General features: G+C 67.2%; 26 protein-coding genes. 18 read left to right on the top strand and 8 right to left on the bottom strand.

Annotated elements, in window-relative coordinates:
• Entirely contained in the window at positions 1-1,323 is a 1,323-nt protein-coding gene (locus tag ACFRAH_RS16725; protein WP_377992025.1) for an extracellular solute-binding protein, read from the bottom strand.
• A gap of 280 nt (positions 1,324-1,603) precedes the next feature.
• On the opposite strand from ACFRAH_RS16725, the gene ACFRAH_RS16720 reads away from it, so the two are divergent.
• From ACFRAH_RS16720 to ACFRAH_RS16700, 5 genes are all read left to right on the top strand, one after another.
• Complete coding sequence (locus ACFRAH_RS16720) at positions 1,604-2,641, top strand: LacI family DNA-binding transcriptional regulator (RefSeq protein WP_377992024.1); 1,038 nt, start codon at positions 1,604-1,606, stop codon at positions 2,639-2,641.
• 137 nt (positions 2,642-2,778) lie between these two features.
• Positions 2,779-4,458 carry a sensor histidine kinase gene (locus ACFRAH_RS16715; protein WP_377992023.1) on the top strand — a complete coding sequence of 560 codons (1,680 nt, stop codon included), beginning with the start codon at positions 2,779-2,781 and terminating at the stop codon, positions 4,456-4,458.
• A 19-nt stretch (positions 4,459-4,477) separates the two neighbouring features.
• A complete protein-coding gene (locus tag ACFRAH_RS16710) occupies positions 4,478-5,296 on the top strand; it encodes an HAD family hydrolase (RefSeq protein WP_377992022.1) in 819 nt (272 codons plus the stop codon).
• A 106-nt stretch (positions 5,297-5,402) separates the two neighbouring features.
• Complete coding sequence (locus ACFRAH_RS16705) at positions 5,403-5,645, top strand: hypothetical protein (protein WP_377992021.1); 243 nt, start codon at positions 5,403-5,405, stop codon at positions 5,643-5,645.
• A 23-nt stretch (positions 5,646-5,668) separates the two neighbouring features.
• The gene (locus ACFRAH_RS16700; protein WP_377992020.1) at positions 5,669-6,499 is read left to right on the top strand and encodes a glycerophosphodiester phosphodiesterase; all 831 of its coding nucleotides are present in this window, start codon (positions 5,669-5,671) and stop codon (positions 6,497-6,499) included.
• Between the two features lie 13 nt (positions 6,500-6,512).
• Here the strand turns inward: ACFRAH_RS16700 and ACFRAH_RS16695 are convergent, their stop codons facing one another.
• Positions 6,513-6,947, bottom strand: a complete 435-nt coding sequence (locus ACFRAH_RS16695) for a hypothetical protein (protein ID WP_377992019.1) — start codon at positions 6,945-6,947, stop codon at positions 6,513-6,515.
• A 184-nt stretch (positions 6,948-7,131) separates the two neighbouring features.
• Here ACFRAH_RS16695 and ACFRAH_RS16690 point away from each other — a divergent pair, with 184 nt between their 5' ends.
• The 3 genes from ACFRAH_RS16690 (at position 7,132) to ACFRAH_RS16680 (ending at position 10,463) form a co-directional block, all read left to right on the top strand.
• The gene (locus ACFRAH_RS16690; RefSeq protein ID WP_377992018.1) at positions 7,132-7,353 is read left to right on the top strand and encodes a DUF6480 family protein; all 222 of its coding nucleotides are present in this window, start codon (positions 7,132-7,134) and stop codon (positions 7,351-7,353) included.
• Positions 7,354-7,398: 45 nt separating this feature from the next.
• The gene (locus tag ACFRAH_RS16685; protein WP_377992017.1) at positions 7,399-9,264 is read left to right on the top strand and encodes a thiamine pyrophosphate-requiring protein; all 1,866 of its coding nucleotides are present in this window, start codon (positions 7,399-7,401) and stop codon (positions 9,262-9,264) included.
• 74 nt (positions 9,265-9,338) lie between these two features.
• Positions 9,339-10,463 (top strand): glycerate kinase, encoded by a 1,125-nt coding sequence (locus ACFRAH_RS16680; RefSeq protein WP_377992016.1) that lies wholly within the window; start codon positions 9,339-9,341, stop codon positions 10,461-10,463.
• Positions 10,464-10,467: 4 nt separating this feature from the next.
• Here the strand turns inward: ACFRAH_RS16680 and ACFRAH_RS16675 are convergent, their stop codons facing one another.
• Positions 10,468-10,965 carry a DUF6328 family protein gene (locus tag ACFRAH_RS16675; protein ID WP_377992015.1) on the bottom strand — a complete coding sequence of 166 codons (498 nt, stop codon included), beginning with the start codon at positions 10,963-10,965 and terminating at the stop codon, positions 10,468-10,470.
• A 177-nt stretch (positions 10,966-11,142) separates the two neighbouring features.
• On the opposite strand from ACFRAH_RS16675, the gene ACFRAH_RS16670 reads away from it, so the two are divergent.
• Together ACFRAH_RS16670 and ACFRAH_RS16665 are read left to right on the top strand one after the other, a co-directional pair.
• Entirely contained in the window at positions 11,143-12,042 is a 900-nt protein-coding gene (locus tag ACFRAH_RS16670) for an SDR family oxidoreductase (protein ID WP_377992014.1), read from the top strand.
• A gap of 59 nt (positions 12,043-12,101) precedes the next feature.
• Positions 12,102-12,644: a hypothetical protein gene (locus ACFRAH_RS16665; protein WP_377992013.1), complete on the top strand. Its 543-nt coding sequence runs from the start codon at positions 12,102-12,104 to the stop codon at positions 12,642-12,644.
• 144 nt (positions 12,645-12,788) lie between these two features.
• Here the strand turns inward: ACFRAH_RS16665 and ACFRAH_RS16660 are convergent, their stop codons facing one another.
• Positions 12,789-14,141, bottom strand: coding sequence for a uracil-xanthine permease family protein (locus ACFRAH_RS16660; RefSeq protein ID WP_377992012.1), 1,353 nt, complete (start codon positions 14,139-14,141; stop codon positions 12,789-12,791).
• 287 nt (positions 14,142-14,428) lie between these two features.
• Between ACFRAH_RS16660 and ACFRAH_RS16655 the strand changes: the two genes are divergently transcribed.
• Positions 14,429-15,034 (top strand): malonic semialdehyde reductase, encoded by a 606-nt coding sequence (locus ACFRAH_RS16655; protein WP_377992011.1) that lies wholly within the window; start codon positions 14,429-14,431, stop codon positions 15,032-15,034.
• Between the two features lie 199 nt (positions 15,035-15,233).
• Here the strand turns inward: ACFRAH_RS16655 and pgm are convergent, their stop codons facing one another.
• Positions 15,234-16,883, bottom strand: a complete 1,650-nt coding sequence (gene pgm / locus ACFRAH_RS16650) for a phosphoglucomutase (alpha-D-glucose-1,6-bisphosphate-dependent) (RefSeq protein WP_377992010.1) — start codon at positions 16,881-16,883, stop codon at positions 15,234-15,236.
• Positions 16,884-17,286: 403 nt separating this feature from the next.
• On the opposite strand from pgm, the gene ACFRAH_RS16645 reads away from it, so the two are divergent.
• Positions 17,287-18,174, top strand: coding sequence for an NERD domain-containing protein (locus ACFRAH_RS16645; RefSeq protein WP_377992009.1), 888 nt, complete (start codon positions 17,287-17,289; stop codon positions 18,172-18,174).
• A 61-nt stretch (positions 18,175-18,235) separates the two neighbouring features.
• Complete coding sequence (locus tag ACFRAH_RS16640; RefSeq protein WP_377992008.1) at positions 18,236-18,766, top strand: DUF4190 domain-containing protein; 531 nt, start codon at positions 18,236-18,238, stop codon at positions 18,764-18,766.
• Between the two features lie 4 nt (positions 18,767-18,770).
• Here ACFRAH_RS16640 and ACFRAH_RS16635 read toward each other — a convergent pair whose 3' ends face one another.
• Complete coding sequence (locus ACFRAH_RS16635) at positions 18,771-20,255, bottom strand: amidase (protein ID WP_377992083.1); 1,485 nt, start codon at positions 20,253-20,255, stop codon at positions 18,771-18,773.
• A 169-nt stretch (positions 20,256-20,424) separates the two neighbouring features.
• On the opposite strand from ACFRAH_RS16635, the gene ACFRAH_RS16630 reads away from it, so the two are divergent.
• The 3 genes from ACFRAH_RS16630 (at position 20,425) to ACFRAH_RS16620 (ending at position 22,092) form a co-directional block, all read left to right on the top strand.
• The gene (locus ACFRAH_RS16630) at positions 20,425-20,751 is read left to right on the top strand and encodes a rhodanese-like domain-containing protein (protein WP_377992007.1); all 327 of its coding nucleotides are present in this window, start codon (positions 20,425-20,427) and stop codon (positions 20,749-20,751) included.
• A gap of 52 nt (positions 20,752-20,803) precedes the next feature.
• A complete protein-coding gene (pheA, locus tag ACFRAH_RS16625) occupies positions 20,804-21,784 on the top strand; it encodes a prephenate dehydratase (protein WP_377992006.1) in 981 nt (326 codons plus the stop codon).
• 92 nt (positions 21,785-21,876) lie between these two features.
• On the top strand, positions 21,877-22,092 hold the full coding sequence (locus tag ACFRAH_RS16620; protein ID WP_377992005.1) for a hypothetical protein: 216 nt from the start codon (positions 21,877-21,879) through the stop codon (positions 22,090-22,092).
• On the opposite strand, the gene ACFRAH_RS16615 is transcribed toward ACFRAH_RS16620, so the two are convergent.
• On the bottom strand, positions 22,089-23,150 hold the full coding sequence (locus ACFRAH_RS16615; protein ID WP_377992004.1) for a diacylglycerol/lipid kinase family protein: 1,062 nt from the start codon (positions 23,148-23,150) through the stop codon (positions 22,089-22,091). The two genes, ACFRAH_RS16620 and ACFRAH_RS16615, sit on opposite strands and share 4 nt — an antisense overlap.
• A 55-nt stretch (positions 23,151-23,205) precedes the next feature.
• Between ACFRAH_RS16615 and serS the strand changes: the two genes are divergently transcribed.
• Positions 23,206-24,486 (top strand): serine--tRNA ligase, encoded by a 1,281-nt coding sequence (serS, locus tag ACFRAH_RS16610; RefSeq protein ID WP_377992003.1) that lies wholly within the window; start codon positions 23,206-23,208, stop codon positions 24,484-24,486.
• 126 nt (positions 24,487-24,612) lie between these two features.
• Positions 24,613-25,458 carry an HAD family hydrolase gene (locus ACFRAH_RS16605; RefSeq protein WP_377992002.1) on the top strand — a complete coding sequence of 282 codons (846 nt, stop codon included), beginning with the start codon at positions 24,613-24,615 and terminating at the stop codon, positions 25,456-25,458.
• Positions 25,459-25,499: 41 nt separating this feature from the next.
• Here the strand turns inward: ACFRAH_RS16605 and ACFRAH_RS16600 are convergent, their stop codons facing one another.
• On the bottom strand, positions 25,500-26,099 hold the full coding sequence (locus ACFRAH_RS16600; RefSeq protein WP_377992001.1) for a hypothetical protein: 600 nt from the start codon (positions 26,097-26,099) through the stop codon (positions 25,500-25,502).
• Between the last annotated feature and the right edge of the window lie 124 nt (positions 26,100-26,223).

Below are 26,223 nucleotides of genomic sequence, written 5' to 3'. Positions count from 1 at the left end.
TTACTTCCCGATCGTGGCGTTCATCGTGGCGGCGAACTGCTCCGGGGTGAGCTTCTTGAGGAAGATCTGGTCCAGGTTGGACAGCATCGCGTCACCCTGGGCGGGACTCAGCGCCTGGTCCCAGGAGAGGGTGAAGCTCGGGGCCTTCTTGGCCAGGCCGTAGACAAAGGTGAGGAAGTCCTTGTCCGGTGATGCCTCGAGCTTGCTGTCGATGCCGTTGACCACCGGAACTGCTCCGGAGGCGATGAGGGCGTCGGTGTCGGCACCGGTGAACATGCCGTCCTTGACGTATGCGAGGGCCGCCTTCTTCTGCTCGTCGGTGGCCTTCGACGAGATCGACCAGAAATTGGACGGGTTGCCCACCACGTTGGCGGGGTCGCCCTTGCCGCCGTCGACCGTCGGGAAGGTGGTGAAGCCAAGCTTGCCTCCGCTGACAAAGCTGCCGGCGTCCTTCTTCATGCCCTGGTAGATCCAGCCGCCCTGCAGCACCATGGCAGCCTTGCCCGTGTAGAGCAAGGCCTGGTCGGCGTTGCTGTCCGCGGCGATGGAGGAGAAGCCGTTCACGAAGCCGCCGGCGTCCACCAGTTCCTGGATCTTGGTCAGTGCCTGCGTTACTGCCGGATCCGACCAGGCATTGGGCTTGTTGGCGGCGATGTTCGCGAAGACCTCGGGGCCACCGATGCGCTCCACGAGGTACTCCAGCCACATCAGGTCGGGCCACTTGGACTGCCCGCCCAGCGAGAACGGTGCGACCCCGGCTTCCTTGAACTTCGGCACGAGGGCCATCAGTTCATCCCAGGTCTTCGGCGGCTGTGCACCGACCTTGTCGAAGACTTCCTTGTTGTAGTAGAGGACCACGGGCTGGACGTTGTTATTGGGCAGGGCGTAGGTCTTGCCGTTGATTTCGCCGTTCTTCAGGACAGCCGGAAGATAGCGGTTCTTCACTTCGGGATTGTCCTTGACGAAGGACGACAGGTCCTCCACCTGGCCCGCATCGACGTAGGACTTCAGGACGCCGCCGCCCCAGCCGTAGATGAACGTGGGCCCTTCGCCGGCGCCGACGGCGGTGCGTACCTTGGTCTTGTAGGCATCGTTGGCGAAGAAATCCAGTTTGATGGAGCTGTCGGAGTGCGCGCTGTTCCAGGCTTCCACCGACTTCTGCAGCACCGGCTGGTTGCCGCCTGTCAGTCCCCACATGGTGGCCGAGCCTTCGCTGGCACCGGTGGATCCCGCGGGGCCGCTGGAGCCGCAGGCCGCCAGGCTAAGGGAGAGGGCTGCCGCCGAGAATGCCATCGCGGCAGAACGCAACTTTCGAGAAGTCATCTAAACATTTCCATTCATCCATCGGGCTCGACGCTGATCGCCCGGCTTGTGTGTGCGGCAGCCCGCCTGGAATCAGGCGGCACTGCCCTTGAACTGGTTGCTGAGACAGGGACCGCAGTTTCGAAATATTTCGCTAAACTTTGCGGTGTGAGATAAAACATAGCGGCGGGCTGGCGGTGCGTCAATAGCCAAAATAGGCCTGTTTCAGGCGGAAGTGCGTTGACGAAAGGCGCGAAGGCATGCAGACTGAGGTCTCGAAAACTTTCGAAAAGGTGGCCGGATGACCAGAACTGAATCTCAGGGCAAGCTGACGCTCGCCGCCGTGGCGCGGGAGGCAGGCGTGTCCACGCCTACCGTCAGCAAGGTGATCAACGGCAGGGACGATGTCTCTGCGGACACCCGCGCCAAGGTCCTGACCGCCCTGGCGCGTACGGGCTACAAGTCCCCGCTGCAGAACCGCAGGAACGTTGCCGGCCGGCAGATGGTGGAGGTTGTGATCGACAACCTCGAATCCGGCTATGCAGTGGAGGTACTCAACGGCGTGGTTGAGTCCGCCGCAGCCTCCGACATTGAAGTTCTCCTGAACGTCACCGGCAAGCAGGGCGCCTCAACCCTGACCCCGGAGCAGCGCGCACAGCGGATCGTCGACGAGGGACGGTGCGGCATGATCGTGGTGACCTCCGCCTTCGGCGATGCCCAACTGGATGCCTTTCACCGCCGGAAAATCCCCGTTGTGGTGATCGATCCGCTGAACCCGCCTCCGGCTGACGTGGTCAGCGTCGGCGCAAGTAACTGGGCAGGCGGCAAAGCCGCAACGTCACACCTGCTGGAGCTGGGCCACCGCAGGATCGCCTTTCTGGGGGGACCGGACGCGGCGGAATGCAACCAGGCCAGGCTGCACGGCTACATGGCCGCCATGAGGTCGGCCGGTGTGGATATCGAGGACGGGTATGTCCTGTCGGGGCAGTTCCGGTCGGATCACGGCGCCAAGGGCATGAAGCACCTCCTTGGACTGGACCGGCCTCCAACCGCCATCTTCGCCGGCAGCGACAGCATCGCCCTGGGCGTGCTTGCCGAGGCACGGCGGCAGGGCATCCGGGTGCCGGAGGACATGAGCCTGGTGGGCTTCGACGGCACATACCAGGCCGAGGAGTCGGTGCCGCCGCTGACCTCGGTTTCCCAGCCGCTGCAGGAGATGGGAGCCACCGCACTGCGCTTCGTCCTCCGCCAGATGCGCGGGGAGCTGCTTGACTCGCGGCGGGTGGAGCTCGCCACGCAGCTGGTGGTGCGGGAGTCCACTGCGCCGCTGCGCAACTAAAACCGGCCCCGAAGACAATCGCAGCGTAAAATTTGGTCTGCCCCGCGCCAGTTTCCGCCCTGCGCGCTAGGCTGTGACCATCGTCCTTCAAGCAGCCGGAGGCAGTTACTTCGCGCTGCTTCGGGGGGAACAGTCTGATGAGCCGTGTAAAAGAGCCTGCTGGCTGGCCGGGCCTTCCGCCGGGCGACGGGTCCGCCGCTGCGCTGGCCGACAGGGTGGACGCGCTGTTTAGTAGCGTCGGCCAGCGCGGTCGCGTCATTGTCCGGCAACTGCCCCTTTCGGTCACCGTGCTGCTGGTGGTTGCCGCTGCCTGGGTATTTCATCCCGAGACGCTCGCCGACCCTCGCTTCCGGCTGGCCCTGATGGCGCACACAGCGCTTTTTGTCCTTAGTGTCGCCGTTCCCTGGGGGCGGCTTCCCGGTGGTTCCTACGCCGTAATTCCGGCGCTCGACTGTGTGGCCGTCGGCTTCACCCGGGAGGCCGGCGGTCCCAACTTCAATGTTTTGAGCCTCCTGCTGGTCTTTCCGGTGGTCTGGCTGTCCGTCGACCGCAACCGGGCCGGCGTCGTCCTCGCCGTGGCCGCGACCTTCCTTAGCACCGTCCTGCCCGCGGCTGCCCTGGGCAGTCCGCCCACCCAGGGATCGGTGATCAGGACGATCTTCCTGCCCCTCGTCATGGCCGCCATTGCCGTCAGCGCCCATGTGCTGGCAGGCACCCTCTACCGCCAGCGCCAGAATCTGGTGTGGAAGGATAAATCCCTCGCGGACACCGCCGCCGAAAGTATGCGCCGGCAGCAACTTCTGGACGCTGTGCTCTCGACGGTGAATGTGGCCGTCTGGGTGGTGGACCCGGACGGCAATGACGTGCTGACCAACAAAGCCCTCCGGGCGGACGCCGCCCTGTCCCTCACAGCGCATCCGGCCGGCCGGCCGCGGCTCTTCCAAGCGGACGGAACCACTCCGGTGCCGCCGGAACTCTTCCCGGCGGCGCGCGCGGCCCGCGGCGAGACCTTCACTGACGAACTCTTTTGGGCCGGCGAGGATGAAGAGATGCGCGCCTACTCCGTCACGGCCCGCTCGATGGGCTCCGGAAACGGCGGCCATTCCGGCGCCGTCATCACCTTCGCGGAGGTCACGGCCCTGATCCGTGCGCTGTCAGCCAAGGACAACTTCGTGGCCACCGTCTCCCACGAGCTCCGCACCCCGCTGACCTCCATCCTCGGCTACCTCGAACTCGTGCTCGACGAGCCCGGCCACGAGGACGTCGAGGAGGAACTGAAGATCGTGCAGCGCAACGCCCACCAGTTGCTGGGGCTTGTGAACGACCTGATCGCGATCGCTTCGGAGCGGATCGAGCTGGCATTGCAGGAGGCCGATGTGGCCAGCCTGCTGGCCGGCGTCGTGGCCTCCTCCACCGCCAAGGCAGCCGGCAGCGGCGTGGAACTCGTCCTCGACGTCGAACAGCCCCTGACTGCCCGCGTCGATCCCGGCCGGATCCGGCAGGTGTTCGGCAACCTGGTCTCCAACGCCATCAAGTTCTCGCCGGACGGGGGCAGGGTCATTGCCCGCGCGCACCGGGCGGGCAGCCACGTTGTCTGCTCCATCACGGACACCGGCATCGGCATGGACGGGGAAGAGCAGGAGCAGGCGTTCACCAAGTTCTTCCGGGCCGCCCGCTCGCGCGAAACGGCCATCCCGGGCGCCGGCCTTGGCCTGCCGATCAGCAAAACCATCGTCGAGGGCCACGGCGGTTCCATCAGCCTGCGCAGTGCGCCGGGCGAGGGGACCACGGTGACCGTGAGCCTCCCCGTCTCCTGAGCCCACGTAAACTGGCAGCATGCGGTTGGTAGCGAGTGACATAGACGGAACGATTCTGGGGCACGACGGAAAAATCAGTGACCGCACCGTCCGTGCCTTCCACGCCTGCCGGAGGGCCGGCGTCGAACTCGTCTTCGTCACCGGCCGCCCGCCGCGCTGGCTGCACCCGCTCGAGGAACAGCTGGGCCACACAGGCACCGTGATCTGTTCCAACGGCGCCGTGGTGTGGGACCTCGAAGCGGACAAGGTTGTCTCGGCCCAGACCATGGCCATCGACGACATCTTCGAAATCCGCCGCATCATCAAGAAACTGCGCCCCACGGCCCTCTTCGCCGCGGAGACCCTCACCGGCTTCCACCTCGAGCCCGGCTTCATTGAAAACGGCTCCAGCGAGCTGCTGTCCGAATTCACGCCCGCCCCGCTGGACTCGACGCTCACAGCGGAAGACGCCGTCGTCAAGTTCCTTGCCATCGTCCGGGAGGGCACGGCCGACGAGTTCCTCGCGCAGGTGGGTCCCGCCGTCGGGAACCTCGCCTCGGTGACGCACTCGGCGCCCACCGTTGCCATGCTGGAGCTTGCCGTGCCGGGAATAAACAAGGCCGTCACCCTGGCCGGCTACGCCGCCTCGCTGGGGATCGACGCCGCGGACGTGGTGGCATTCGGCGACATGCCCAATGACATCGAGATGCTCCGCTGGGCCGGCCACGGCTACGCCATGGCCAGCGGCCATCCGGAAGCCATCCGGGCTGCCGGCCAGCAGGCGCCGCACTTTGACGACGACGGCGTGGCCCAGATTCTCGAGGAAAGGCTCGCCGCGCTGGGCCTCCAGTTGCCGTAAGCACACCGTCGCCGGCCTGCCACCGAACTCCCTGCTGGCGGTCAACTTGCGTTCATGTCGGCATCCTAGGGTGTGCCTGTTGGATGAGTGACCGATAGGGGACATCGTGGCCAGGAAAAAGACCAAAATTGCCGCTGAGGCTCCGTTGCGCCCGGTGGAGCCGTCCGAGCACTGGTCGGCGCTGCGTGAGGGGGACCGGGTCAGCGTCCGGTTGTCGCCGGGATTCGAAACCGGCGGCCGCGTTTCGGCCGTCACGCCGGACCGTACCGTGGTGTGGGTGGACCTCGACGGCGGCCGCGGCCGCACGCTGCTGCACTGCAGCGATGACGTGGAGATCCTGCCGGCCTGACGGCGCTCCGTTAAGCTTCGGGGATGACCGGACCCCTGCCCTACTTCTCCGCCGCCGGCTCTTCTTCCGGCCGTTCTGCCGGCTCGGGCGCCCCGGTGGCCATGGCGCACCGCGGATTTTCACTGGCGGGCCTGGAAAATTCGTTGTCGGCGTTCAGCGCCGCCGTCGAGCTTGGTTATGCCCACCTTGAGACGGACGTCCACACCACGTCCGACGGCGAGCTGCTCCTCTTCCACGACCGCACCCTGGACCGGGTGACGGACGGCCACGGCAGGATCCACGACCTCACCGCGGACCAGGTCCGGCGGGCGAGGATTGGCGGGACGGAGCCCGTGCCAACCTTCGATGAACTTGTGGCGGCGTTTCCGGACGCGCGGTTCAACCTCGACGTCAAGGACTGGCACTCCGTGCCCAGCGTCGTGGCCGCCATCGAGCGCCACCAGGTCCATGACCGCGTGCTGATCGCCAGCTTCTCCGACCGCCGTCGCCGCGCGGTCCTGAAACAGCTCAGCCGCAGGACCGCATCGTCGGCAGGAACTTTGGCGAACGCCCTATTCCTGGTGCTGGGGCCGTTGCTGTCAGTTCCCGGACTCGGTTTCCCGGTGCGGGCCGTGCTGCGCCGGGCCCTGCGCGACGTGGACGCCGTGCAGGTGCCGGTCCGCTACCGGGCCGTTCCGGTCGTCACGCCGGGATATGTCCGCCGCGCGCATGAACTGGGCATGTATGTGCACGTCTGGACCATTAACGACCCCGCCGAGATGCACCGGCTGCTCGACCTCGGTGTGGACGGGATCGTTTCAGACCGCGCCGACCTGCTGAAGGACGTCCTGCAGGCGCGCGGGCAGTGGGGTTAGCGAGGCAGTGGGGCTAGCCGCGCCCCAGTCCGGTGCCCGGGTCCCGGTCACCCTCGGAAGGATCGGCGCGGAGCTCCTCCGGGTCCGGATCGGGAAGCCCCGCCGGGCCTGGTACCCCGCGGGCTGCCTCCGGGGCGTCCGTGGCGCCTGTTGCGCCGATGCCTCCGGATGCCGCGGCTCCGGCTGATTCGTCCGTGCTGGAAGTTCCGTGGCTTCCGCTCGCTTCCGTGCCCTGGCTCTGCGGCGTGTGGGCGGTGTGGGCACTCTGCTGCGGGCCGTCGTCACCGTCCCTGGCGTTGGAACCTTCGCTGATGGAGGAATGGACCTGGATGTCGTCGTCCTCTGCTCCGGGCTCGGGCACATGGGCGTCGTCGGTCGGGTCCGACGTCTGCGCCAGGTCCTCCATCGCGTTTTCAGCCGCCTTGCCAATGCTGTCGCCGATTCCCATCAGTTTGCTCCTTCGATACGTTCCGGCCGGGCCGGACTGGCATCTGACTGTTCCAGAATTATCAGCATGCTTACAATTAGTCCAGTGTTGCCGGACTGGCCGAGTGTTGCCAGACCCGGTAGCGCGAGTCCGTCACCGTGCGCCGCCGCGCCGGCGCACCTGTTCCAAGGAGGACCGCAGGACCATGAGCACGTACCATCCCGAAAATGACCCGGCCAATCCGGACCGGAACGCCGCGAACACAGACGAAGCCAACAAGAACGGCCGCGGGGACTCGGCCGCCACGCCCAACCCGGATCCGCTGGACGGCAACATCACGGGCCTCGAACCCGGAGGAGGAGTGCCGCCCGGAGAGACGCCGCCGGCAGAAGACCAGATGAGCGGGGACCAGGGACACGACGAATAAGCAGGGCGACTGTCAGAACAGGACGACTGTCAGGAGGAGTGTGCAATGGCTGACCGACTGGTTGCCGACGTAATGGTGGAGCGACTCAAAGCATGGGGCGTCAGCAGGGTCTTCGGCTACAGCGGGGACGGCATCAACGGCTTCATGGGCGCCCTTCGCCGCAGCGCCGGGGGCGGCGCTGGAAGCGCCGGAGGCAGCGGCGGCGGGGTAGCCGGCGTCGAATTTTCCGCCGTCGAATTCGTTCAGGCCCGGCACGAGGAGACGGCGGCCTTCATGGCAGTGGGACACGCCAAGTACACCGGCCAGGTGGGCGTGGTGACGTCCACCCAGGGCCCCGGCGCCGTCCATCTCCTCAACGGGCTCTACGATGCCAAGCTGGACAGCGTCCCGGTGGTGGCCATCATCGGACAGCAGAGCCGCAGCGTGCTGGGATCGGCCTACATGCAGGAAATCGACCTGCTCACACTCTTTAAGGACGTGGCGGCGCAGTTCGCGCAGATGGTCAGCACGCCGGAGCAGCTGCCCATGGTCCTGGACCGCGCCTTCCGAACGGCCCTCGAAACCCGGACTCCGTGCGTCGTGATTGTGCCGCACGACATCCAGAGCGCCCCGGCCCCGGAGCTCGATCAGGAGCACGGCATCGTGGTCACCGCCCCGGAATGGCAGCCTGCCAGGGTGCTGCCCCATGAAGACGACCTGGCCCGGGCCGCCGACGTGCTGCGGGCCGGCAGCAAGGTGGCGTTCCTGGTGGGCCAGGGTGCGAAGAACGCCCAGGCCGAGGTGGTCGCCTTGGCGGAACAGCTGAATGCCGGCATTGCCACCAGCCTCCTGGGCAAGCCGCACATGGATGAGTCGCTGCCGTTCGCGGCGGGCACCATGGGGCATCTCGGCTCCACGGCAAGCGCCCACCTGATGGGGAACTGCGACACCCTCCTGATCATCGGCTCCAACGATCCCTGGACTGAGTTCTACCCGAAGCCCGGGACCGCCCGCGCCGTGCAGGTGGACATCGACGGCCGGAAGGTCGGCAACCGGTACCCCGTCGAAGTGGGTCTGGTAGGCGACGCCGCGGAAACCCTTGGCCTGCTGGCGGACCTGCTCGAAGACGGCGGCGGGGAGCCACAGGCCGAAGCGCGCAAGCAGTGGCGGGTTGAGGTGGAGGAGCAGGTCCGCAGCTGGCGGTCCCTGTCCGAAGAGCGCTCCCGCGTCCCTGCCAGCCCGGTCAACCCTGAGCTCGTGGTCCGCGAGCTCAACGGCCGGCTGCCGCACAACGCCCAGGTGAGTGTCGACGTCGGAAGTTGCGTTTACTGGTACGCCCGCCAGCTGACCCTTCCGCCCGGAGTGCCGGCGCACCTTTCGGGAACGCTTGCCAGCATGGGCTGCTCGGTTCCGTACGGGATCGCGGCCAAGCTGGCCCGGCCGGACAGGCCCGTGGTGGCCCTGGCCGGCGACGGCGCCATGCAGATGGCGGGCATCGCAGAACTGGTCACCGTGGCGCACCGCTGGCGGCAGTGGCAGGACCCGCGGTTCGTGGTGTGCGTGTTCAGCAACCGCGATCTTGCGGAGGTCACGTGGGAGCAGCGGGAAAACGAGTCCGAGCCGAGGTTCCCGGCCAGCCAGGAAATCCCGGACTTCCCCTACGCCGGGTACGCGGAGCTCCTGGGGCTGACCGGCATCCGCGTGGACTCCCCGGAGCAGCTGGCCGGTGCCTGGGACAGGGCGCTCGCCGCGGATCGGCCGGCCGTGATCGAGATCCTGACCGATCCGGACGTGCCGCTCCTGCCGCCGTTCCCGGCGGGGGCGGAAAAGCTGGACGACATGCGTTCCGCACTCTCCGCCGAGGGCGGATCCGGGGATGGGGCGGCAGCTTTACTCGAGACGTATGCGGGGCAGGAGGAGTCACGCAGCTGAGCGGGTGCCGGATCTGTGACGTGCATTACGCGCTCAGCAAACGCATTCCCGCGCCGAAATGGCAGGATAGAGGGATGCGTATCCTCATCGCCCCTGACAAGTTCAAGGGATCACTCACCGCCGTCGAAGCCGCCGCCGCCATCGCCGAGGGTGCACTCCGCGTCTACCCGGACGCCGTAACCACCCAGTTTCCGGTGGCCGACGGCGGCGAGGGAACCCTGGAAGCCGCCGTTGCCGCCGGCTACGAGGAGCGGATCAACGCCGTCGTTGGTCCCATCCTCGCCCCGATCGGTGCTGCCTGGGCCCTCCGGAAGGACGACTCCGGTGCCACCACCGCGGTCATTGAGACCGCCCAGGCCTCGGGCCTGGCCCACATGGAGCCCACGCCGGAAAACTCCCTCCGCGCCCACAGCTACGGCTGCGGCCAGCTCATCGCCGCCGCGCTTGACGCGGGCGCTACGGAAATCGTGCTGGGCGTCGGTGGCTCGGCCATGACCGACGGCGGCAGCGGCGCCCTGCGTGCACTGGGCCTCAAACCGCTCGACGCCGCCGGCAACGTGGTGCCACTGGGCGGCGGCTCACTGGCCGACGCCGTTTCCCTCGACGTTTCCGGGCTGGACCCGCGGCTGTCCGCGGTCCAGTTCCGGATCGCCTGCGATGTCCAGAGCCCCCTCTACGGCACCACCGGTGCTGCGCACGTCTTCGGCCGCCAGAAGGGTGCCGACGACGACGCCATTGAGAAGCTCGACGCCGGCCTGCGCAACTGGGCCTCGCTCCTCCGGGAGGCGACGGGGCGGGACGTCAACGTTCCGGGCGCCGGCGCGGCCGGCGGCTTCCCGGCGTCGTTCCTAGCCTTCACCCGGGCCACGCTGGAAGGCGGCTTCGCGCTGGTGGCCGCGCTGACAGGACTGCCCGAGCAGCTTGCCGAGGCCGACCTGGTGATCACCGGCGAGGGTTCCATGGATTCCCAGTCGCTCACCGGCAAGGCGCCGATCGCGCTGGCGGAGGCCGCCCGGGAGCGCGGCATTCCCGTGGTCGCGGTGGCGGGACGCATCCTGGTCACGCCGGAGGAACTGGCCGAACACGGCGTGGTGGCCGCGGCGCAGCTGCTGGACGTCGCGCCCAGTCCGCAGGACGCCATGGCCGACGCCGGCAAATACCTTGCGTGGGCAACCCGCCAGGTGCTGGAAGGGGCCTGACGCCTCAGTCCCCTTGCTTCTTGGCCTTCCGGTGCAGGTGCATGGGAACGTAGGCCAGGAGGACGGCCAGCACGGCGAGGAGTATGCCTCCGGCGGTAAGCCCCACCGTGCGGCCGGCCGTCACATCGAACACCAGCGCTGCCGTGCCCACGCTGAGGGCGGCCACGCCGCCCAGGGCGATCTTCGTGATGTTGTCGGCGCTGGCGACGAGGGTTTCCTTGAGCCGTTTCCGGAACAGCCGGCGGTGGACGCTGACCGGCAGGAGGATGAAGGCGGTGGTCAGCGCCGCGAGGCCCACGTTCACGAGGTACAGCGTGACCTGGAAATTGTCGAGGGATTCGAAGCGCTGCTGGAACGGGAGCGTCAGCAGGAAGCCGGCAAGGATCTGGACGCCTGTCTGCAGGACACGGAGCTCCTGGAGCAGCTCCATCCAGTTCCGGTCCAGCTGCTCCTCGCGGGTCTCGTTCCTGCCGCTGCCGGCAGGGGCGTCCGGATCGGTCATGAACCCTCCTCTGTCTGGCCTGCAGCGGGCGTGCTTGCCTCAAACCTAGGCTCAAGTCTGCCCTAATTCAACAAATGCTAAGTTTACTGACTAGCTTTGCGTCAGGTGGTGGACTTGCTCCTCAAACCTGCGTTAGGTTCGAACAACCGGCAGCCCGACAACGTGAGCAGGTGAACGATGAGCGACCCAGCCAAGCAGTCTGACCAGCCAGGTAATCCGCGGGGAACCTACCATTCGGGGCCCTTTCCCAGGCAGGAACAGAAACAGCCCGGCCTGACAGCACCGATGGATCCGCAGCCGGACCACGGCGAGCTGAGCTATGAGGGAAGCGGGGCGCTGGAAGGCAAGGCGGCCCTCATCACGGGCGGCGATTCCGGCATCGGGAAGGCGGTGGCCATCGCCTTCGCACGTGAAGGGGCCGACGTCGCCATTTCCTACCTTCCCGAGGAGGAAGATGACGCGCAGGACACTGCCGAATGGATCCGCAAGACCGGCCGGCGGGCACTGCTCCTCGCCGGTGACGGCAGGAACGAGGACTTCAGCACGGCGATTGTGCAGGACACCGTTGCCGAGTTTGGCCGGCTCGATGTGGTGGTCCTGAACGCCGCGTACCAGAAGAACCGCGACAGCTTTGAGTCGCTGCCCACCGAGGAATTCGACCGGGTCTTCAAGACCAACCTGTATTCGCTGCTGTGGACTGCCCGGGCGGCGGTGCCGTTCCTGTTAGCGGGTGCCTCGATCATCACCACGGCCTCCATCCAGGCCTTCAACCCGTCTCCCGGGCTCATTGACTACGCCATGACCAAGGCGGCCCAGGTGGCCTTCACCAAAGCCCTCGCCCAGGAACTCGGGCCCAAGGGTATCCGCGTCAACGCCGTGGCGCCCGGGCCCATCTGGACGCCTCTCATCCCTGCCACCGAATGGCCGGACAAGCTGCCCGAGTTCGGCCAGGACACCCCGCTGCAGCGCGCCGGCCAGCCCGCCGAGCTTGCCCCCGCCTACGTTCTGCTGGCGTCCGATGCCGGCTCGTACATGTCCGGGGCGGTGGTTCCCGTCACCGGCGGCAAGGGCCTTTGAGTTTCCCGCAGCGCCAAGCATTTCCCAGCCAAGCATTTCCCATCAAGCAGGAGGAACAGATGAGCCAGGATAACCAGCACGCAGCCCCTGAAGAGGAAGTGGGAGGCTATGGCACCCCCACCGCGGAACAGGAAGCCGGCGGCCAGCAGTTCGCCCAGCCCCGTGAAGAGGAGGACTTCGACGCCGCGGGCCTGAACCAGAACAGCCCCGAGGGGGAAACCTTCCAGACCGGCACGCCGAACCTCAGCCACTTCGCCGAGGAGGACCAGGACAGCTCGGGCGAACCCGGGGCCGGACGCTTTGGCGGAACCGACGAGCAGCTTCACGCCGAGAGTGAGAGCTCCGAAGCCGGCTTTGACCCGGTCCCGGGCGAATCGCCGCTGCCGCGTGATCCGGACGCATCGCCAGGGGCCGGCGCCGAGGACACGGCCGTGCCGTCGGCAGACGCCGAAATCGATGAAGGCAACGCTGACGAGTCCGGCGCCGGGCAGTTTTCCTCTGAGCCGGACCAGGAGGCTGCGGGCATCCCGGACGGCAGTGGAAACGACCTGCCGAAGGAAAAGTCACCCAACGACGACGACGAAACGTTCGACGCCGGATAAACGCTGCGGCCTGCACCGCATTTCTGCACCACATCGAAACCGGCCGCACCGCTTTTTAAGACCAGCAAGGCCGCGGCACCCCAATGAAACCGGGGTGCCGGGCCTTGCCGTTTGGCCGAAGCCGCGAAAAGTGGTGCAGAACTGCTAGCGCTTCTTCGGCTGCCTCTTCGCTGCGGCGTTGATGGCCGCCTTCGCAGCGGGCGGCAGGCCCTGCTGCTCGGTCTCGGGCTCGGCCGCCGTGCCGCGGGCCTTCGCGATGGCCTTCATGCCGTGGTAGATCACCAGGGCCGCGGCGGACCCGAGCGCGATGCCCGTGAACTTCAGGTCCCCGACGGTCCAGGTATAGTCCGCGATCCCAATGATGAGCGAGACCGCGGCTGTGGTCAGGTTCACCGGGTTCGAGAAGTTGACCTTGTTCTGGACCCAGATCTTCACGCCGAGGATGCCGATCATGCCGTACAGCATTGTGGCGGCGCCGCCCAGCACGCCCGCCGGAACGGTGGCGATCAGCTCGCCGAATTTCGGTGAGAAGCTCAACAGGATGGCGAACATGCCGGCCACCCAGTAGGCAGCCGTGGAGTAGACCTTGGTGGCCGCCATGACGCCGATGTTTTCCGCATAGGTGGTGGTGCCGGAGCCGCCGCCGAAGCCGGCAAGCACCGTGGCGGCGCCGTCGGCCATGAGGGCGCGGCCGGAGACCCCGTCCAGGTTCTGCCCGGTCATGGCGGACACGGACTTCACGTGGCCGATGTTCTCCGCCACGAGGACCAGGACCACGGGAACGAACAGGCCCACGACGCCGAGGTGGAACTCGGGGGTCTGGAAGTGCGGGAGGCCCACCCATGCGGCTGCATCCATCTTGGCGTAGTCCACCTCGCCGCGCATCATGGCTACGAGGTAGCCCACCAGCACACCCACCAGGATGCTGAGGCGGCCCACGATCCCGCGGAAGAGGACGCTCACCACGATGATGGTGGCCAGCGTGATGAGTGCCGTTACGGGGGCGGCGTCGAAGTTGTTCTTGGCCGCGGGAGCCAGGTTAAGGCCGATCAGGGCCACGATGGCGCCGGTGACGATCGGCGGCATCAGCCGGTTGATCCAGCCGGCCCCGAACTTCTGCACAATGGCGCCGATCACAGCGAGCCCGGCTCCGGCGAGCACCACGCCGCCCAGTGCCCCGGGGATGCCGAACTGCTGCTGGGACGCCGTGATGGGCGCGATGAACGCAAAGCTCGAGCCCAGGTAGCTGGGAACGCGTCCCTGGGTGATGACGAGGAACAGCAGCGTGCCGATGCCGGAGAAGAAGAGAGTGGTGGCCGGCGGCATTCCGGTGATGATTGGCACCAGGAAGGTGGCGCCGAACATGGCCACAACGTGCTGCATGCCGACGCCGATGGTCAGCGGCCAGGCGAGCCGTTCGCCGGGAGCCACCACCTCGCCCGGACGTACGGCCTTGCCGTTGCCGTGCAGCTTCCATTTGATTCCGAGCATGCTCATTGGCCGGGCCTTTCGGAGAGGGAGTGTGCCCGCTCGCCGGGCTGGATCTTCAGGAGCAAGAATACCCCGCCGGAGGCGGCCGCGAGAGGGCTTCCGGCCAGCAGGCTGCGGAGCAGGCCGGCAGCCTGCCAGCTACAAGGGAGGGACGCCGGGGTGTGGCAAACGTCACGCCGGCTATTTGGCTGTTCCGGGAAGAGCGCGCCATTGGATCGGGTTGAACCCACCGAAAGCAAACAGGATTGCCCGACGCCGCACTCAGCGATGCCGGCCTAGTGAAAGGGGCGCGAATGACCATCGCCCATGAAGAAGCAGTGATCGATTCCGCAGCCGTGGACGCCATCTTCGCCGAAGCCCGCACCGCCAACGCCTTCACCGGTGAGGTCACCGAGCAGCAGGCCCGCGCCATCTATGAACTGACCAAGTTCGGCCCCACGGCCTTCAACTCCCAGCCGCTGCGCGTCACCTACGTGCGCTCGGAGGAGGCCCGCGCCAAGCTTGTGGCCACGCTGTCCTCGGGCAACCGGGCCAAGACCGCTTCCGCACCCCTGGTGGCGGTCCTCAGCTACGACACCGCATGGCAGGAACAGTGGGACAGCTTCCTCCCCGGCTACAACGCGCCCAAGGCCATGTACGACGCCTCCCCGGACCTGGCCACCTCCACGGGCAACAACAACGCCCACCTGCAGGCCGGATACTTCATCCTGGCCGTGCGCTCGCTTGGTTTCGCTGCAGGCCCGATGACCGGCGCGGACTTCTCCGCCATCGACGCGGAATTCTTCCCGGCAGGGGACCAGAAGAGCTTCCTGGTCGTTAACATCGGCCAGCCCGGCCCCGACGCCTGGGGCGGCGCAAAGCCCAAGTTCGCCTACGAGGACGTTGTCCGCACGGTCTAGGTTTTTGGCCCCGGGACACGGAATGCCTCCGGCAATATGGGGGACATTCCGGAGGCATTCTGGACAGTATTTCTGCAGTTCAGAACTGCAAGGCATGCATCCGGGCCACTTCCATAGTAGTCCTGTTTGGAGCTGTTGAGCCGAAAGAAAGCGCCGGATGGCTAATGCCGTCCGGCGCTTTCTTAGTATCCGGGGGAACCTACGAGACGACCCCGTCCACCAGCGCCTTGGCTTCGGCCTGGACCTGCTTGAGGTGGTCGGCGCCCTTGAAGGACTCCGCGTAAATCTTGTAGACGTCCTCGGTGCCGGAGGGGCGTGCCGCGAACCAGGCGTTCTCGGTGACCACCTTCAGGCCCCCGATGGACGCGCCGTTGCCAGGTGCCTTGGTCAGCTTCGCGGTGATCGTCTCACCGGCCAGCTCAGTGGCGGTGACGTCCTCCGGGGACAGCTTGCCGAGGGCAGCCTTCTGGTCCCGCGTGGCGGCGGCGTCGATCCGTGCATAGACCGGGGCGCCGAACTGGTCCGTGAGGCCCTTGTAGAGCTGGGACGGCGACTTGCCGGTGACGGCCGTGATTTCCGACGCGAGCAGCGCCAGCAGGATGCCGTCCTTGTCCGTGGTCCAGACGCTGCCGTCCCGCTTGTTGAACGAGGCGCCGGCCGATTCCTCGCCGCCGAAAGCACCCTCGCCGGAGAGCAGGCCGGGGACGAACCACTTGAAGCCCACGGGCACCTCCACCAGCTTGCGGCCCAGGCCGGCCGCCACACGGTCGATGATCGAGGAGGACACGAGGGTCTTGCCCACCACGGAGTTCGGGTTCCAGCCGCTGCGGTTCCGGTACAGGTAGTCGATGGCCACGGCGAGGTAGTGGTTGGGGTTCATCAGGCCGCCGTCGGGGGTAACGATGCCGTGCCGGTCGGCGTCGGCGTCGTTCCCGGTGGCCACATCGAAAGTGGCGCCCTCAGACATCCGGCTGATGAGCGAGGCCATGGCCGACGGCGAGGAGCAGTCCATCCGGATCTTCTCGTCCCAGTCCAGGGTCATGAAGGCCCATTGGGGGTCCACGGTGGGGTTGACCACCGTGAGGTTCAGCTGGTGGCGTTCGCCGATCTCACCCCAGTAGTCCACGGACGCACCGCCCATGGGGTCCGCCCCGATCCGGACGCCGGCTTCGCGGATGGCGTCCAGGTTCAGGACGGAGGGCAGATCGTCCACGTAGCTGCTCAGGAAATCGAACTTTCCGGTGGTTTCGGCCTCGAGGGCCTGGGCCAGCGGAATCCGCTTTACGCCGCGGAGCCCGTTCTCCAGCAGTTCGTTGGCGCGGTTGGCTATCCAGCCCGTCGCGTCGGTGTCGGCCGGGCCGCCGTGCGGAGGGTTGTACTTGAAGCCGCCGTCGGCCGGGGGATTGTGGCTGGGCGTAACAACAATGCCGTCAGCCTGCGGGGCTCCGGCCGGAGCGTTGCGGTTGTAGGTGAGGATGGCGTGGCTCAGGGCCGGGGTGGGGGTATAGCCGTGACGGGCGTCGATGAGGACGTTCACGCCGTTGGCGGCCAGCACCTCAAGGGCGGAGTTCTGCGCCGGTTCGCTCAGGCCATGGGTGTCCTTGGCCAGGAACAGCGGGCCGGTGATGCCCTGTCCCGCGCGGTACTCAACGATCGCCTGCGTGATCGCCACGATGTGCCCCTCGTTGAAGGACGCTTTCAGGCTTGATCCGCGGTGCCCGGAGGTTCCGAACGCCACGCGCTGGCCGGGATCCCCCAGGTCAGGCTTGACGTCGTAGTACGCGTCGAGCAGTGCGGTCAGGTCGACAAGGTCTTGGGGTTGGGCAACTGTGCCCGCTCGGCTAGCCATGGCACCAGCATGCCAGACGACGGCGGAGGGCAACATCGGGTGTCCGGAATCCGGCCCCTGTGACGCGAAATGTCACGAATTTTCCGGGCTGCGTGCATTTATCCGGGTAAAAACTGAGTAGTGCAGGAAAAGTACTTATATACCCGCCCCTGCGGGGGCTGTTACGTTCAGACCGCAGGAACACCCGGTGCCAAGTACGACGCCGGGCGTCCGGACCAGCGGAAACGTCCCGGGGGCCTGTGGCTCGATTTCAGCCGTGCCATCCGCCGGCCTGAAATTCGGCTCGTTTGGGCCGGAAAAATTGCCCGGCCTTTCAGGGCCGGGCCAATTACGGCCGGGCGATTTGGTTCGGTTGAATTGGGCAGGTCATTTGCAGGACGAGAAAGCAATGCAGAGGTGAACAATGGGGGCTGGAGATGCAGCATTCGAACGGACGAGGCTTGCCTCCGAACGGATCGCGCGGCTGAAGCGCGACCTCGCCCCCAGTGATTCCGGCACCCAAGGCGGTTGCGGCCCCGCCGGCCCGGACCATTTTGGCGCGGGCTCTGTCCGCATGGAGCAGACAAGCCATCTCGTGGCGGAAAAGCTTGCCCAGCTTGGGGCGTACGGCTGGTTCCTCCTGCACGACGTGCATTGGCCCGGCCGCCCGCTGGCCCGGCTGGAGCATGTCCTGGTGGGACCAGGCGGAGTAGTGGTGGTCAACGCCAAAAGCTGGTCCGGCGACGTCGGCGTCGTGGATGGTTCCCTCCGGCAGAACGGCCATGACCGGTTCCCGGCGGTGGAGACGGCGCTGGCACAGGCAGCCGCGGTGGCAGCGGTCCTGCCGGCACAGCGGCGGAGGCTGGTCCGTTCGCTGATCTGCCTGACTGGCCAGCCGGAACTGCAGGGCACCACCGGTGCGGGGATCGAGGTCCGGGGGATCGGCTGCATCGCGGCCGCCGTAGCCGGCCTGCCGGATGAACTGGATGCGCCGGCGGTTCTGTTGCTCTACGCACAGCTCGGGCAACTCCTCACCCGCCCGCAGGTAGCGGACCAGGGCGCCGTCCGGAACCTCGGGTACCGGCCGGCAGCGGGCGGTGCGGGCGCAGGTCGTCCCGGCCCTGGCGGCGCTGGCGCGGATGTCCGGCGACCCGTTCACAGGCGTCCCGTTCCACCGCGTTACCTGTACGGCCGGGACCAGCGCACGGGCAGCGTGCTGCGTGTCGTGGGAAGGTCGGTCGTCGCCGGCCTCGTCTCTGCCGCCCTCCTGGCGCCGCCCCTGTGGCTGTTGTGGGAGCTGCTCCCCAAGTGAGCAGGGCCATTGTCCGGGGGCGGCGGTAATGTTCTGTTGAGGACCACTTGAGGGGATTTCCATGACAGAGCAGCGTCCCGGATCCGGCGACGAGCCGGCGCCGGACACCCGCCAGCAACCGCCGTACAGTACCCAGGGCCCGGACATCCCGGCCCCGCCACTGTACGATCCGCCGCAATACAACCCGGCGCAGCACACCGCGCCCGGCCAGCCGTACGGTGCCCAGCAGCCTGGTCCCCACGGCCAGCAGTACGGCCAGCAGTACGGCTATCAGTATGGACAGCAATACGGCCAGCAGTATTCGAGCCCGTACGGCCCGGCGTCGTACTTCGGCGCTGTGCCCCAGCCGAAGAGCCTGAGCATCGCCAGCATGTGCTGCGGCATTGCCGTCTACCTGGGCTTCGGGGTCTTCATCCTGCCGCAGCTGGCCGCCGTGATCCTGGGACACCTGGCGCTGCGGCGTGAACCGTGGGGCCGGGGCTTCGCCATTGCGGGCCTCGTGATGGGCTACCTCGCCCTCGTCCTGACCGTCCTCGCGATCGTGGGGTTCGCCATCCTTGCGAGTGTGGCCAGGACATCCAGCACGTTCTGATTGGCTAAAACCCCAGCTGGGCCGCCACCTGCAGGAGCAGTGCTTCCGAGCCGGGCCGGCCTATCAGCTGGATACCCATCGGAAGCCCCGCTCCGGGGCTGCCTCCGGTCCAATGGACGGGAATGCTGACGGCCGGCAGCCCGCACACGTTCACCATGGACGACCATGGTGCGAACTCGCACTGCCTGCGGTAGTCGCCGTCGGCGTCCCCTGCCCATTCCGGCGCCGGCCACCGGCCGTCCCCGTGGCCTGAGCCGGTGAACCAGCCCACCGGTCGCGGCGTCTGGGCCAGCGCCGGCGTCAGGATCAGGTCCCAGGTTGAGTACTGAGCCAGGGTGTCGCGCTCGAACTGCCGCAGGAACGCCAGGCACTCATTGAGTTTGGCGGCGCTGCGCTGCTGGGCGCGCCGCCGGAAGGTGCGCGTGAGTGGCGTCAGCAGGGCTTCCCGGTGCGGCGCGATCCGGGCCGACCCCACTCCTGCCGTCCAGGCGGTAGTGAACGCGTCGGGGTAACGGTTGTCGTACCGGATCTCAGCCTCGACCACGTCGTGCCCCGCCCCGGTGAGGAGCCGGACGCCGGCGTTCAGCGCGTCCAGCGCCTCCGGTTCAGGGGTGAACGGGAAGATTCCTGCCCATGGGCTGTCCAGGCTGAGGCCGATCCGCAGCGCGGCGGGCGCCCGGCTGACGGCATCCAGGTAGCCCGCGCCGTCCTGCTGTCCCGGGTCATCTGGTTGTCCCGCGTCGTCTGGTTGTCTTGGGCCGTCTGGTTGTCTTGGGCCGTTGGGCGCCAGGACATCGAGCAGCAGCGCGGCGTCGGCCGCCGAGCGCGCCAGCGGCCCGGCCACCACCAGGCCGGCGGGATCCCCGCTGCTTTCGCCCGCCGGGACCACGCCCCGGCCGGGCTTCAGGCCCAGCAGGCCGCATGCCGCCGCCGGAATCCGGATCGACCCGCCGCCGTCGGTCCCGGGTGCGAACGGCACCAGTTCTGCTGCCACGGCAGCGGCGCTGCCGCCGGACGAACCACCCGAGCTCCTGCTCAGGGCATGCGGATTGCGCGACGGCGGGGCGATGCGGTTTTCGCTGTAGGCCGTCAGCCCGAATTCGGGCACCTGCGTCTTGCCGAGAGAGATGGCGCCGGCGTTCCGAAGAGCTGCCGCCAGGGCACCGTCCGCCGGTGCCGGTCGCCGGTCCAGGGCTGCGCTGCCGTGGGTGGTGACCACACCGGCAACATCGGTGAGGTCCTTGAAGGCGACCGGCATTCCGTGCAGCGGCGGGAGGGGCTGGTCCCGGCGGCGCCGTGCGAACAGTGCGTCGGCCGCGGCGGCATCCGCCATCGCCCTCGGCCCGGTGACGGTGATGAAGGCGCCCAGCCTCGGGTTCGATTCCTCGATCCGCGCCAAAAAATGGGCTGTGACTTCGCGGGCGGAGAGTTCTCCGGAACGTAGCGCTGCCCGCAGCTGGACGGCCGTCAGGCGGTGGATGTCAGCCAAGCGGTGTGGGGCGGACACTGTGCTCCTTTGCTGTGCTCCTCTTTAACCGGCTCGCGGGCTTCGGACCAGCGTAACCTGTGCCGGCCGAAGGGTGCGGGGTGCTGCGCTGGCGATACGCTGGAGCTGAGAGCTTGAGACCTGAAAGCTTGCAGCCAAGGAGAGGACTCCCATGAGCGACTTCGACACCGTCACCGTGAACGACGTCCCCGCGGACGCCACCATTCTGGATGTGCGGGAGGACTACGAGTGGGCGGCAGGCCACGCCGAGGGCGCCCTGCACATCCCGATGGACCAGCTGCCTGGACGCCTGGACGACCTCGACCCGGACGAGGACCTGTACGTCATCTGCCGGACCGGCGGCCGCTCCTTCCGTGCGGCGCATTGGCTGGTGGGCCAGGGCTACTCGGCGGTGAACGTGGCCGGCGGCATGGACCAATGGCTGGAATCGGGCAAACCGCTGGTGTCCGACAACGGCCTCAAACCCGTAGTTCTCTAAGACAATCCGCCGGCCTCCGCTCTGCCCTCCCATATCCCCGTAAGGAATATCCATGCCCGCCGCCCGCCGCACCTACACCTTCCTCGGCCCCGAGGGCACCTTCACGGAGGCGGCGCTGATGCAGGTTCCGGATGCGGCCCAAGCCGTGCGCATCCCGTCCTCCAACGTCAACGCGGCACTGGACAGGGTCCGGGACGGCTCAGTGGATGCTGCGATGGTGCCCATCGAAAACTCGGTGGAGGGCGGGGTTACGGCCACCCTGGACGCCATCGCCAGCGGACAGGAACTGCGGATCATCCGCGAGGCCCTCGTGCCGATCAGCTTCGTGCTGGTGGCCCGGCCCGGCGTCGAGCTGTCCCGGGTCAGCCGGATCTCCACCCACGGGCACGCCTGGGCGCAGTGCCGGCTATGGGTGGACGAGTATATTCCTGGTGCGGAATATATCCCGGGTTCTTCCACGGCTGCTGCCGCGATGGGCCTCCTGGAGGACGGTGCGCACTATGACGCCGCCATCTGCGCGCCGATAGTCGCCGCAGAGCAACCCGGCCTGCAGGTATTGGCCGAGAACATCGGCGACAATCCCGGTGCGGTGACCAGGTTCATCCTGGTCAGCCGCCCCGAAGCCCTGCCGGCCCGGACCGGCGCAGACAAGACAACAGTCGTGGTGCCGCTTCCCGAGGACCGGCCGGGCGCCCTGATGGAAATCCTGGACCAGTTCGCCACCCGCGGCGTCAACCTGAGCCGCATCGAATCCCGGCCCACCGGGCAGTACCTGGGGCACTACTTCTTCAGCATTGACGCCGACGGCCACGTGGGCGACGCACGCGTGGCCGACGCGCTCGCCGGCCTGCACCGGATCAGCCCGGCCACGAGGTTCCTCGGGTCCTACGCCCGGGCCGACGCACAGACTCCCGTGGTTGCGGCGCACACGTCCGACGACGCATTCCAGGCAGCGCATGCATGGGTCAACGGGATACTCGCTGGCGGCTCGGCGGGGCCGGAGACGCCGGTGCAAGCTTCGCCGTCAGCGTAGATAAATGCACTTCGGGGCACTTCCCTGCCCCTGCTGCTGTGCGTATGCTTGCTTGATCAACAAAGGGATGGCCCCAACGAAAGGAGCGGGTCATGTCGGACAAGAATGACAATGACGGCCAGGGAATGATCGTCAATCCCAAGCCCACAGCTGAGAACCAGGACTGGGACGGGGACGAGGCCGACCGTGCTGACCGCCTGCGCTTCGAAGAGGAGCAGGCCATGATCCGCGAACAGTCCGAAGCCCGGGCAGCCGCCAAGGCCGCAGCCGAGGCAGCCAAACACGCCGACTCCGCAAAGTCAGCCTAGGCGCGCAGTTCCTCCCTGACCCGCACCAGCAGCGATCTCGGTTCCACCTGCACTGTCACCTTTGTGGCGTCACCGGACGTGTCGCCGTCCAGCTGGGTGGGCATCGGTTCGGGGCACTTGATGACCACCTTGCCGGAGCGGTACACGCTCATGACGGGCAGGTGCCGTTTGTGCTTGAACAGGATCTTGGCGTACATCGCCAGCCAGCCCACGGCGCTGCGGGGGCTCATGACCACCACGTCCAGCATCCCGTCGTCGATCATGGCCTGCGGAATGAAGTCGATGCCGCCCGGAACCAGGCCGCAGTTTGCAAAAAGGATGCTGCGGATCTTCCTGGACTGGTCCGGCTGGTCATCCAGCGAGATGGCGACCTTCTTCCTGCGTCCGGGAAGGTGGCGGACGCCCGCCTCCGTGTAGGCAAGCCAGCCGACCGCCCGCTTGAGGTCGGCGTTCGTGTCGCCCACCACCTCTGCGTCCATGCCGATCCCGGCAATGACAAGGAACGAGTGGCTTGAGGAGTGGCCGGTGTGCGAGTTCTCTATCTCCATCCGGGCGGTATCGATGAACCGCTGGTGGCCAAAGAGCGCGGTCTGGATGTTGCCGTACAGGTCGTAGACGTCCAGGTCCACGTTGCGGGCCAGCAGGTTGCCGGTGCCCAGGGGAATCAGGCCCATCGCCACGCCGGTGTGGGCCAGTGCTTCGGCCGCCACGCGCACTGTACCGTCGCCGCCGCCCACCAGGACGACGTCGGCACCGTACTCCAGCGCCGCCCGGACCTGTGAGTGGCCCGGGTCCTCCGGCGTCGTTTCGAAGAACCGGGGCTCCTCCCAGCCGGCGGCCAGGCACGCACGCTGGATGGTGGCACGGGCTTCATCGGCCTTGGCCTTAATGGGATTGAGGATAACGGCGACGCGCTGGTGCTCGAGGCCGTGTTCATGGGCCTCCTCGCGCACGGCGCTGCGGATGTGCAGGGCCTTCAGCCTGCGCACGCCCCACCAGCTGGAGACGGCGAAAGCCAGGGCTGCAGCGATCAGGACGTAAAGAAGCAGGTCGCTCATGGTGCTCCAACACTATCCCGCCCGGAGTGTCCCGCGGATTCGATACCCTTGTCTGGTGATCGACGTAAAAGACCTCAGCGAAAACCCGGACAAGTTCCGCGCCAGCCAGCGCGCCCGCGGTGCGGACGAAACCCTGGTGGACGCGATCATCGACGCCGACGCCGCGCGCCGCACGGCACTGATCAGCTTCGAAAACCTCCGCGCGGAACAGAACGTGTTCGGCAAGAAGGTGGCTCAGGCCAAGGGCGAGGAAAAGCAGGCGCTGCTCGCCGAGGTCCGCGAACTGGCGGGTGCGGTGAAGGCCGCCTCGGCTGAGGCCGACGCCGCCCAGGCCAAGCAGGAAGAACTGCTGCGCACCATTCCCAACCTCATTGAAGAGGGTGTGCCGGCAGGCGGCGAGGACGACTACGTTGTGGTCAAGACCGTGGGCACCCCCCGCGAATTCCCGGACTTCGAGCCCCGCGACCACCTCGAGATCGGCGAGCTGATCGGCGCGATCGATATGGAGCGCGGAGCCAAGGTCTCCGGTGCGCGGTTCTACTTCCTCCGCGGCGTGGGTGCCCGGCTGGAAATGGCCCTGCTGCAGATGGCCATGGAACAGGCCATCGAGGCCGGCTTCATCCCCATGATCACCCCCACGCTCGTCCGTCCCGAGACTATGCAGGGCACCGGCTTCGACGTTAAGCACGACGCCGAGATCTACCGTCTCGCTGAAGACGACCTTTACCTTGTGGGCACCTCGGAGGTGCCGCTTGCCGGCTACCACGCGGACGAGATCCTGGATCTCTCCGCCGGGCCCATCCGTTTCGCCGGCCAAAGCTCCTGCTACCGCCGGGAGGCCGGTTCGCACGGCAAGGACACCCGCGGGATCATCCGCGTCCACCAGTTCAACAAGGTGGAGATGTTCATCTACACCACGGTGGACGAGGCGGCAGCCGAGCATGAGCGCCTGCTGGCCTGGGAAGAACAGATGCTGGCCAAGTGCGAGCTTCCCTACCGCGTGATCGACACCGCCGCCGGCGACCTCGGCATGTCCGCCGCCCGCAAGTTCGACTGCGAAGCCTGGGTACCCACCCAGGGCGCCTACCGCGAGCTGACCTCCACGTCCAACTGCACCACGTTCCAGGCGCGCCGCCTCAACATCCGTGAGCGCGTGTTCACGGAGGACGGCAGCCCCAAGGGCACCCGTGCCGTGGCCACGCTCAATGGCACGCTGGCAACCACGCGCTGGATCGTGGCCCTGCTGGAGCACCACCAGAACGCCGACGGCTCGGTCAACGTGCCCGCAGCGCTGCAGAAGTACCTCGGCGGGCTGCAGGTCCTCCCGGTTCTCTAAGCTTCAATTCCGCACGGCGGGTAAATACTCACACCGGGGACAACCTGTGAATATTTACCCGCTGTTCACGCGCTGCTGTGGTCTGCGTCCTAGCTGGTGTCAGGGGCGTCTGCTCTACTAGGAAGCATGACTACACTGACTGAATCCTCAGCCGCTGGCATCGAAGACCAGCGAGAAGCACAACAGAAACTCATGATCGCCCTGGACGTGGACGGCACACTCGTGGACCACGACGGCCACATGTCCGCTCCGGTCCGCGACGCCGCCCAGGCCGTGGTCGCTGCCGGGCACGAGGTCATGATTGCCACCGGACGTTCGCTTAACGCCACGCTCCCCATCATCGAACAGATCGGCCTGGACCGCGGTTGGGCCGTCTGCTGCAACGGCGGCGTGACGCTGCGGCTGGACCCCGGACTGCCCGACGGCTACGACATCATCCACAAGGCCACCTTCGATCCCGGCCCGGCGCTCCGTGCCCTCCGCAAGCGCCTGCCTGCCGCGAAATATGCGCTGGAGGATGAGGACGGCAATTTCCTGTCCACCGAGCGCTTCCAGGACGCCAGCTTCGGGGTCGAGGCCATCGGCGTGGATTTCCAGACCATGCTCGAAGCCACGGCCGTCCGCGTCGTGGTTTTCAGCGCGGAGAATACGCCGGAGGAGTTCAACGAAGCCATTGAGCACATCGGCCTGGCCGGTGTGACCTATTCGGTCGGCTGGACTGCGTGGCTGGACATCGCCGCGGCCGGCGTCACCAAGGCCAGCGCGCTGGAGAGCCTCCGCAGCCGCCTCGGCGTTGATCCCGCCGCCACGCTTGCCATCGGCGACGGCCGCAACGACATCGAGATGCTCGCCTGGGCGGGCCGCGGTGTGGCCATGGGACAGGCTCCTGAGGAAGTGGTCGCCGCCGCGGACGAGGTCACCAAATCGGTCTACGACGACGGCGCCGCCCACGTGCTGCGCGGCCTGCTGTAAGGCGGGGCTACTTCACCTGGCGAATCAGCGCAGCCCGGGACTCACCGCACGTCGAGAATCAGCGAGAGCAGCCTGGCCGCCGCCGGCCGGGCTGCATGCTCCTCGTTCCACTGCGACCTCGCCACGGCCTTGCTGACAGCCTGGGAGGTAATGCCGAGCTCGGCGGCCACAGTCTTCTGCTGCCCGCGCACCCCGGGGGTCATCAGGTCAAGCACCCGCCACTCGGCCTCGCTCCTGTCCCGGACTATGTGGCCCAGCAGGCGGAGCACTGACTCGGATTCGGCCGCAACATCTGCCAGGGGACCCTCCACGGCCACCGGAATGCGTTCTTTGCTGTTGCGGAGGCGGTCCACGGCACGGCGGGCGTAGATCAGGCCGTGTCCGCTCGCGTCCTTGATCTGGTTCGGCAGCGGCTCGTTGACCGGGCCCACGCCGATTCCCACATACCAGCTTCCGCAGCGGAGCGCGATCAGGGCTGCATCCACCGTCTGGTGCGGGCAATCGAGGATGCCCTGCACCTCGTCCTCGACGGATCGGTCAAAATCCAGTCGCGCCGGGATATGCCGTAGGTCCCTAAGGAGATGCGGGACCCGGTCGCCGTCGCGCCGGCTGTCTGTTTGATTGATAGTCAGCGTGAACATGGTGGACATCAGACTACCCGGTGGTAGCTGCGAGGCAAGCTGGGGCCGGCGGCACGTTACGGATCTCACTCGAGGCGCGTTAAAGAACGACGGCGGCCGGTGCGGTTCAAGAAGAACCGCACCG

It is taken from the genome of Arthrobacter sp. NPDC056727 (genome assembly GCF_042790555.1).
Lineage (GTDB): Bacteria > Actinomycetota > Actinomycetes > Actinomycetales > Micrococcaceae > Arthrobacter.
The sequence above is the reverse complement of the archived record's forward strand: the minus strand, read 5'-3'. Positions and strand labels throughout refer to the sequence as shown.

Coding starts and splice junctions, on each gene's coding strand:
- pgm (WP_377992010.1), bottom strand. CDS start 16,883: ATGGCTAGCCGAGCGGGCACAGTTGCCCAACCCCAAGACCTTGTCGAC.
- ACFRAH_RS16605 (WP_377992002.1), top strand. CDS start 24,613: ATGACTACACTGACTGAATCCTCAGCCGCTGGCATCGAAGACCAGCGA.
- ACFRAH_RS16675 (WP_377992015.1), bottom strand. CDS start 10,965: ATGACCGATCCGGACGCCCCTGCCGGCAGCGGCAGGAACGAGACCCGC.
- ACFRAH_RS16640 (WP_377992008.1), top strand. CDS start 18,236: ATGACAGAGCAGCGTCCCGGATCCGGCGACGAGCCGGCGCCGGACACC.
- ACFRAH_RS16680 (WP_377992016.1), top strand. CDS start 9,339: ATGCGTATCCTCATCGCCCCTGACAAGTTCAAGGGATCACTCACCGCC.
- ACFRAH_RS16665 (WP_377992013.1), top strand. CDS start 12,102: ATGAGCCAGGATAACCAGCACGCAGCCCCTGAAGAGGAAGTGGGAGGC.
- ACFRAH_RS16725 (WP_377992025.1), bottom strand. CDS start 1,323: ATGACTTCTCGAAAGTTGCGTTCTGCCGCGATGGCATTCTCGGCGGCA.
- pheA (WP_377992006.1), top strand. CDS start 20,804: ATGCCCGCCGCCCGCCGCACCTACACCTTCCTCGGCCCCGAGGGCACC.
- ACFRAH_RS16655 (WP_377992011.1), top strand. CDS start 14,429: ATGACCATCGCCCATGAAGAAGCAGTGATCGATTCCGCAGCCGTGGAC.
- ACFRAH_RS16660 (WP_377992012.1), bottom strand. CDS start 14,141: ATGAGCATGCTCGGAATCAAATGGAAGCTGCACGGCAACGGCAAGGCC.
- ACFRAH_RS16715 (WP_377992023.1), top strand. CDS start 2,779: ATGAGCCGTGTAAAAGAGCCTGCTGGCTGGCCGGGCCTTCCGCCGGGC.
- ACFRAH_RS16710 (WP_377992022.1), top strand. CDS start 4,478: ATGCGGTTGGTAGCGAGTGACATAGACGGAACGATTCTGGGGCACGAC.
- ACFRAH_RS16670 (WP_377992014.1), top strand. CDS start 11,143: ATGAGCGACCCAGCCAAGCAGTCTGACCAGCCAGGTAATCCGCGGGGA.
- ACFRAH_RS16695 (WP_377992019.1), bottom strand. CDS start 6,947: ATGGGAATCGGCGACAGCATTGGCAAGGCGGCTGAAAACGCGATGGAG.
- ACFRAH_RS16620 (WP_377992005.1), top strand. CDS start 21,877: ATGTCGGACAAGAATGACAATGACGGCCAGGGAATGATCGTCAATCCC.
- ACFRAH_RS16645 (WP_377992009.1), top strand. CDS start 17,287: ATGGGGGCTGGAGATGCAGCATTCGAACGGACGAGGCTTGCCTCCGAA.
- ACFRAH_RS16600 (WP_377992001.1), bottom strand. CDS start 26,099: ATGTTCACGCTGACTATCAATCAAACAGACAGCCGGCGCGACGGCGAC.
- ACFRAH_RS16615 (WP_377992004.1), bottom strand. CDS start 23,150: ATGAGCGACCTGCTTCTTTACGTCCTGATCGCTGCAGCCCTGGCTTTC.
- ACFRAH_RS16720 (WP_377992024.1), top strand. CDS start 1,604: ATGACCAGAACTGAATCTCAGGGCAAGCTGACGCTCGCCGCCGTGGCG.
- ACFRAH_RS16630 (WP_377992007.1), top strand. CDS start 20,425: ATGAGCGACTTCGACACCGTCACCGTGAACGACGTCCCCGCGGACGCC.
- ACFRAH_RS16685 (WP_377992017.1), top strand. CDS start 7,399: ATGGCTGACCGACTGGTTGCCGACGTAATGGTGGAGCGACTCAAAGCA.
- ACFRAH_RS16700 (WP_377992020.1), top strand. CDS start 5,669: ATGACCGGACCCCTGCCCTACTTCTCCGCCGCCGGCTCTTCTTCCGGC.
- ACFRAH_RS16690 (WP_377992018.1), top strand. CDS start 7,132: ATGAGCACGTACCATCCCGAAAATGACCCGGCCAATCCGGACCGGAAC.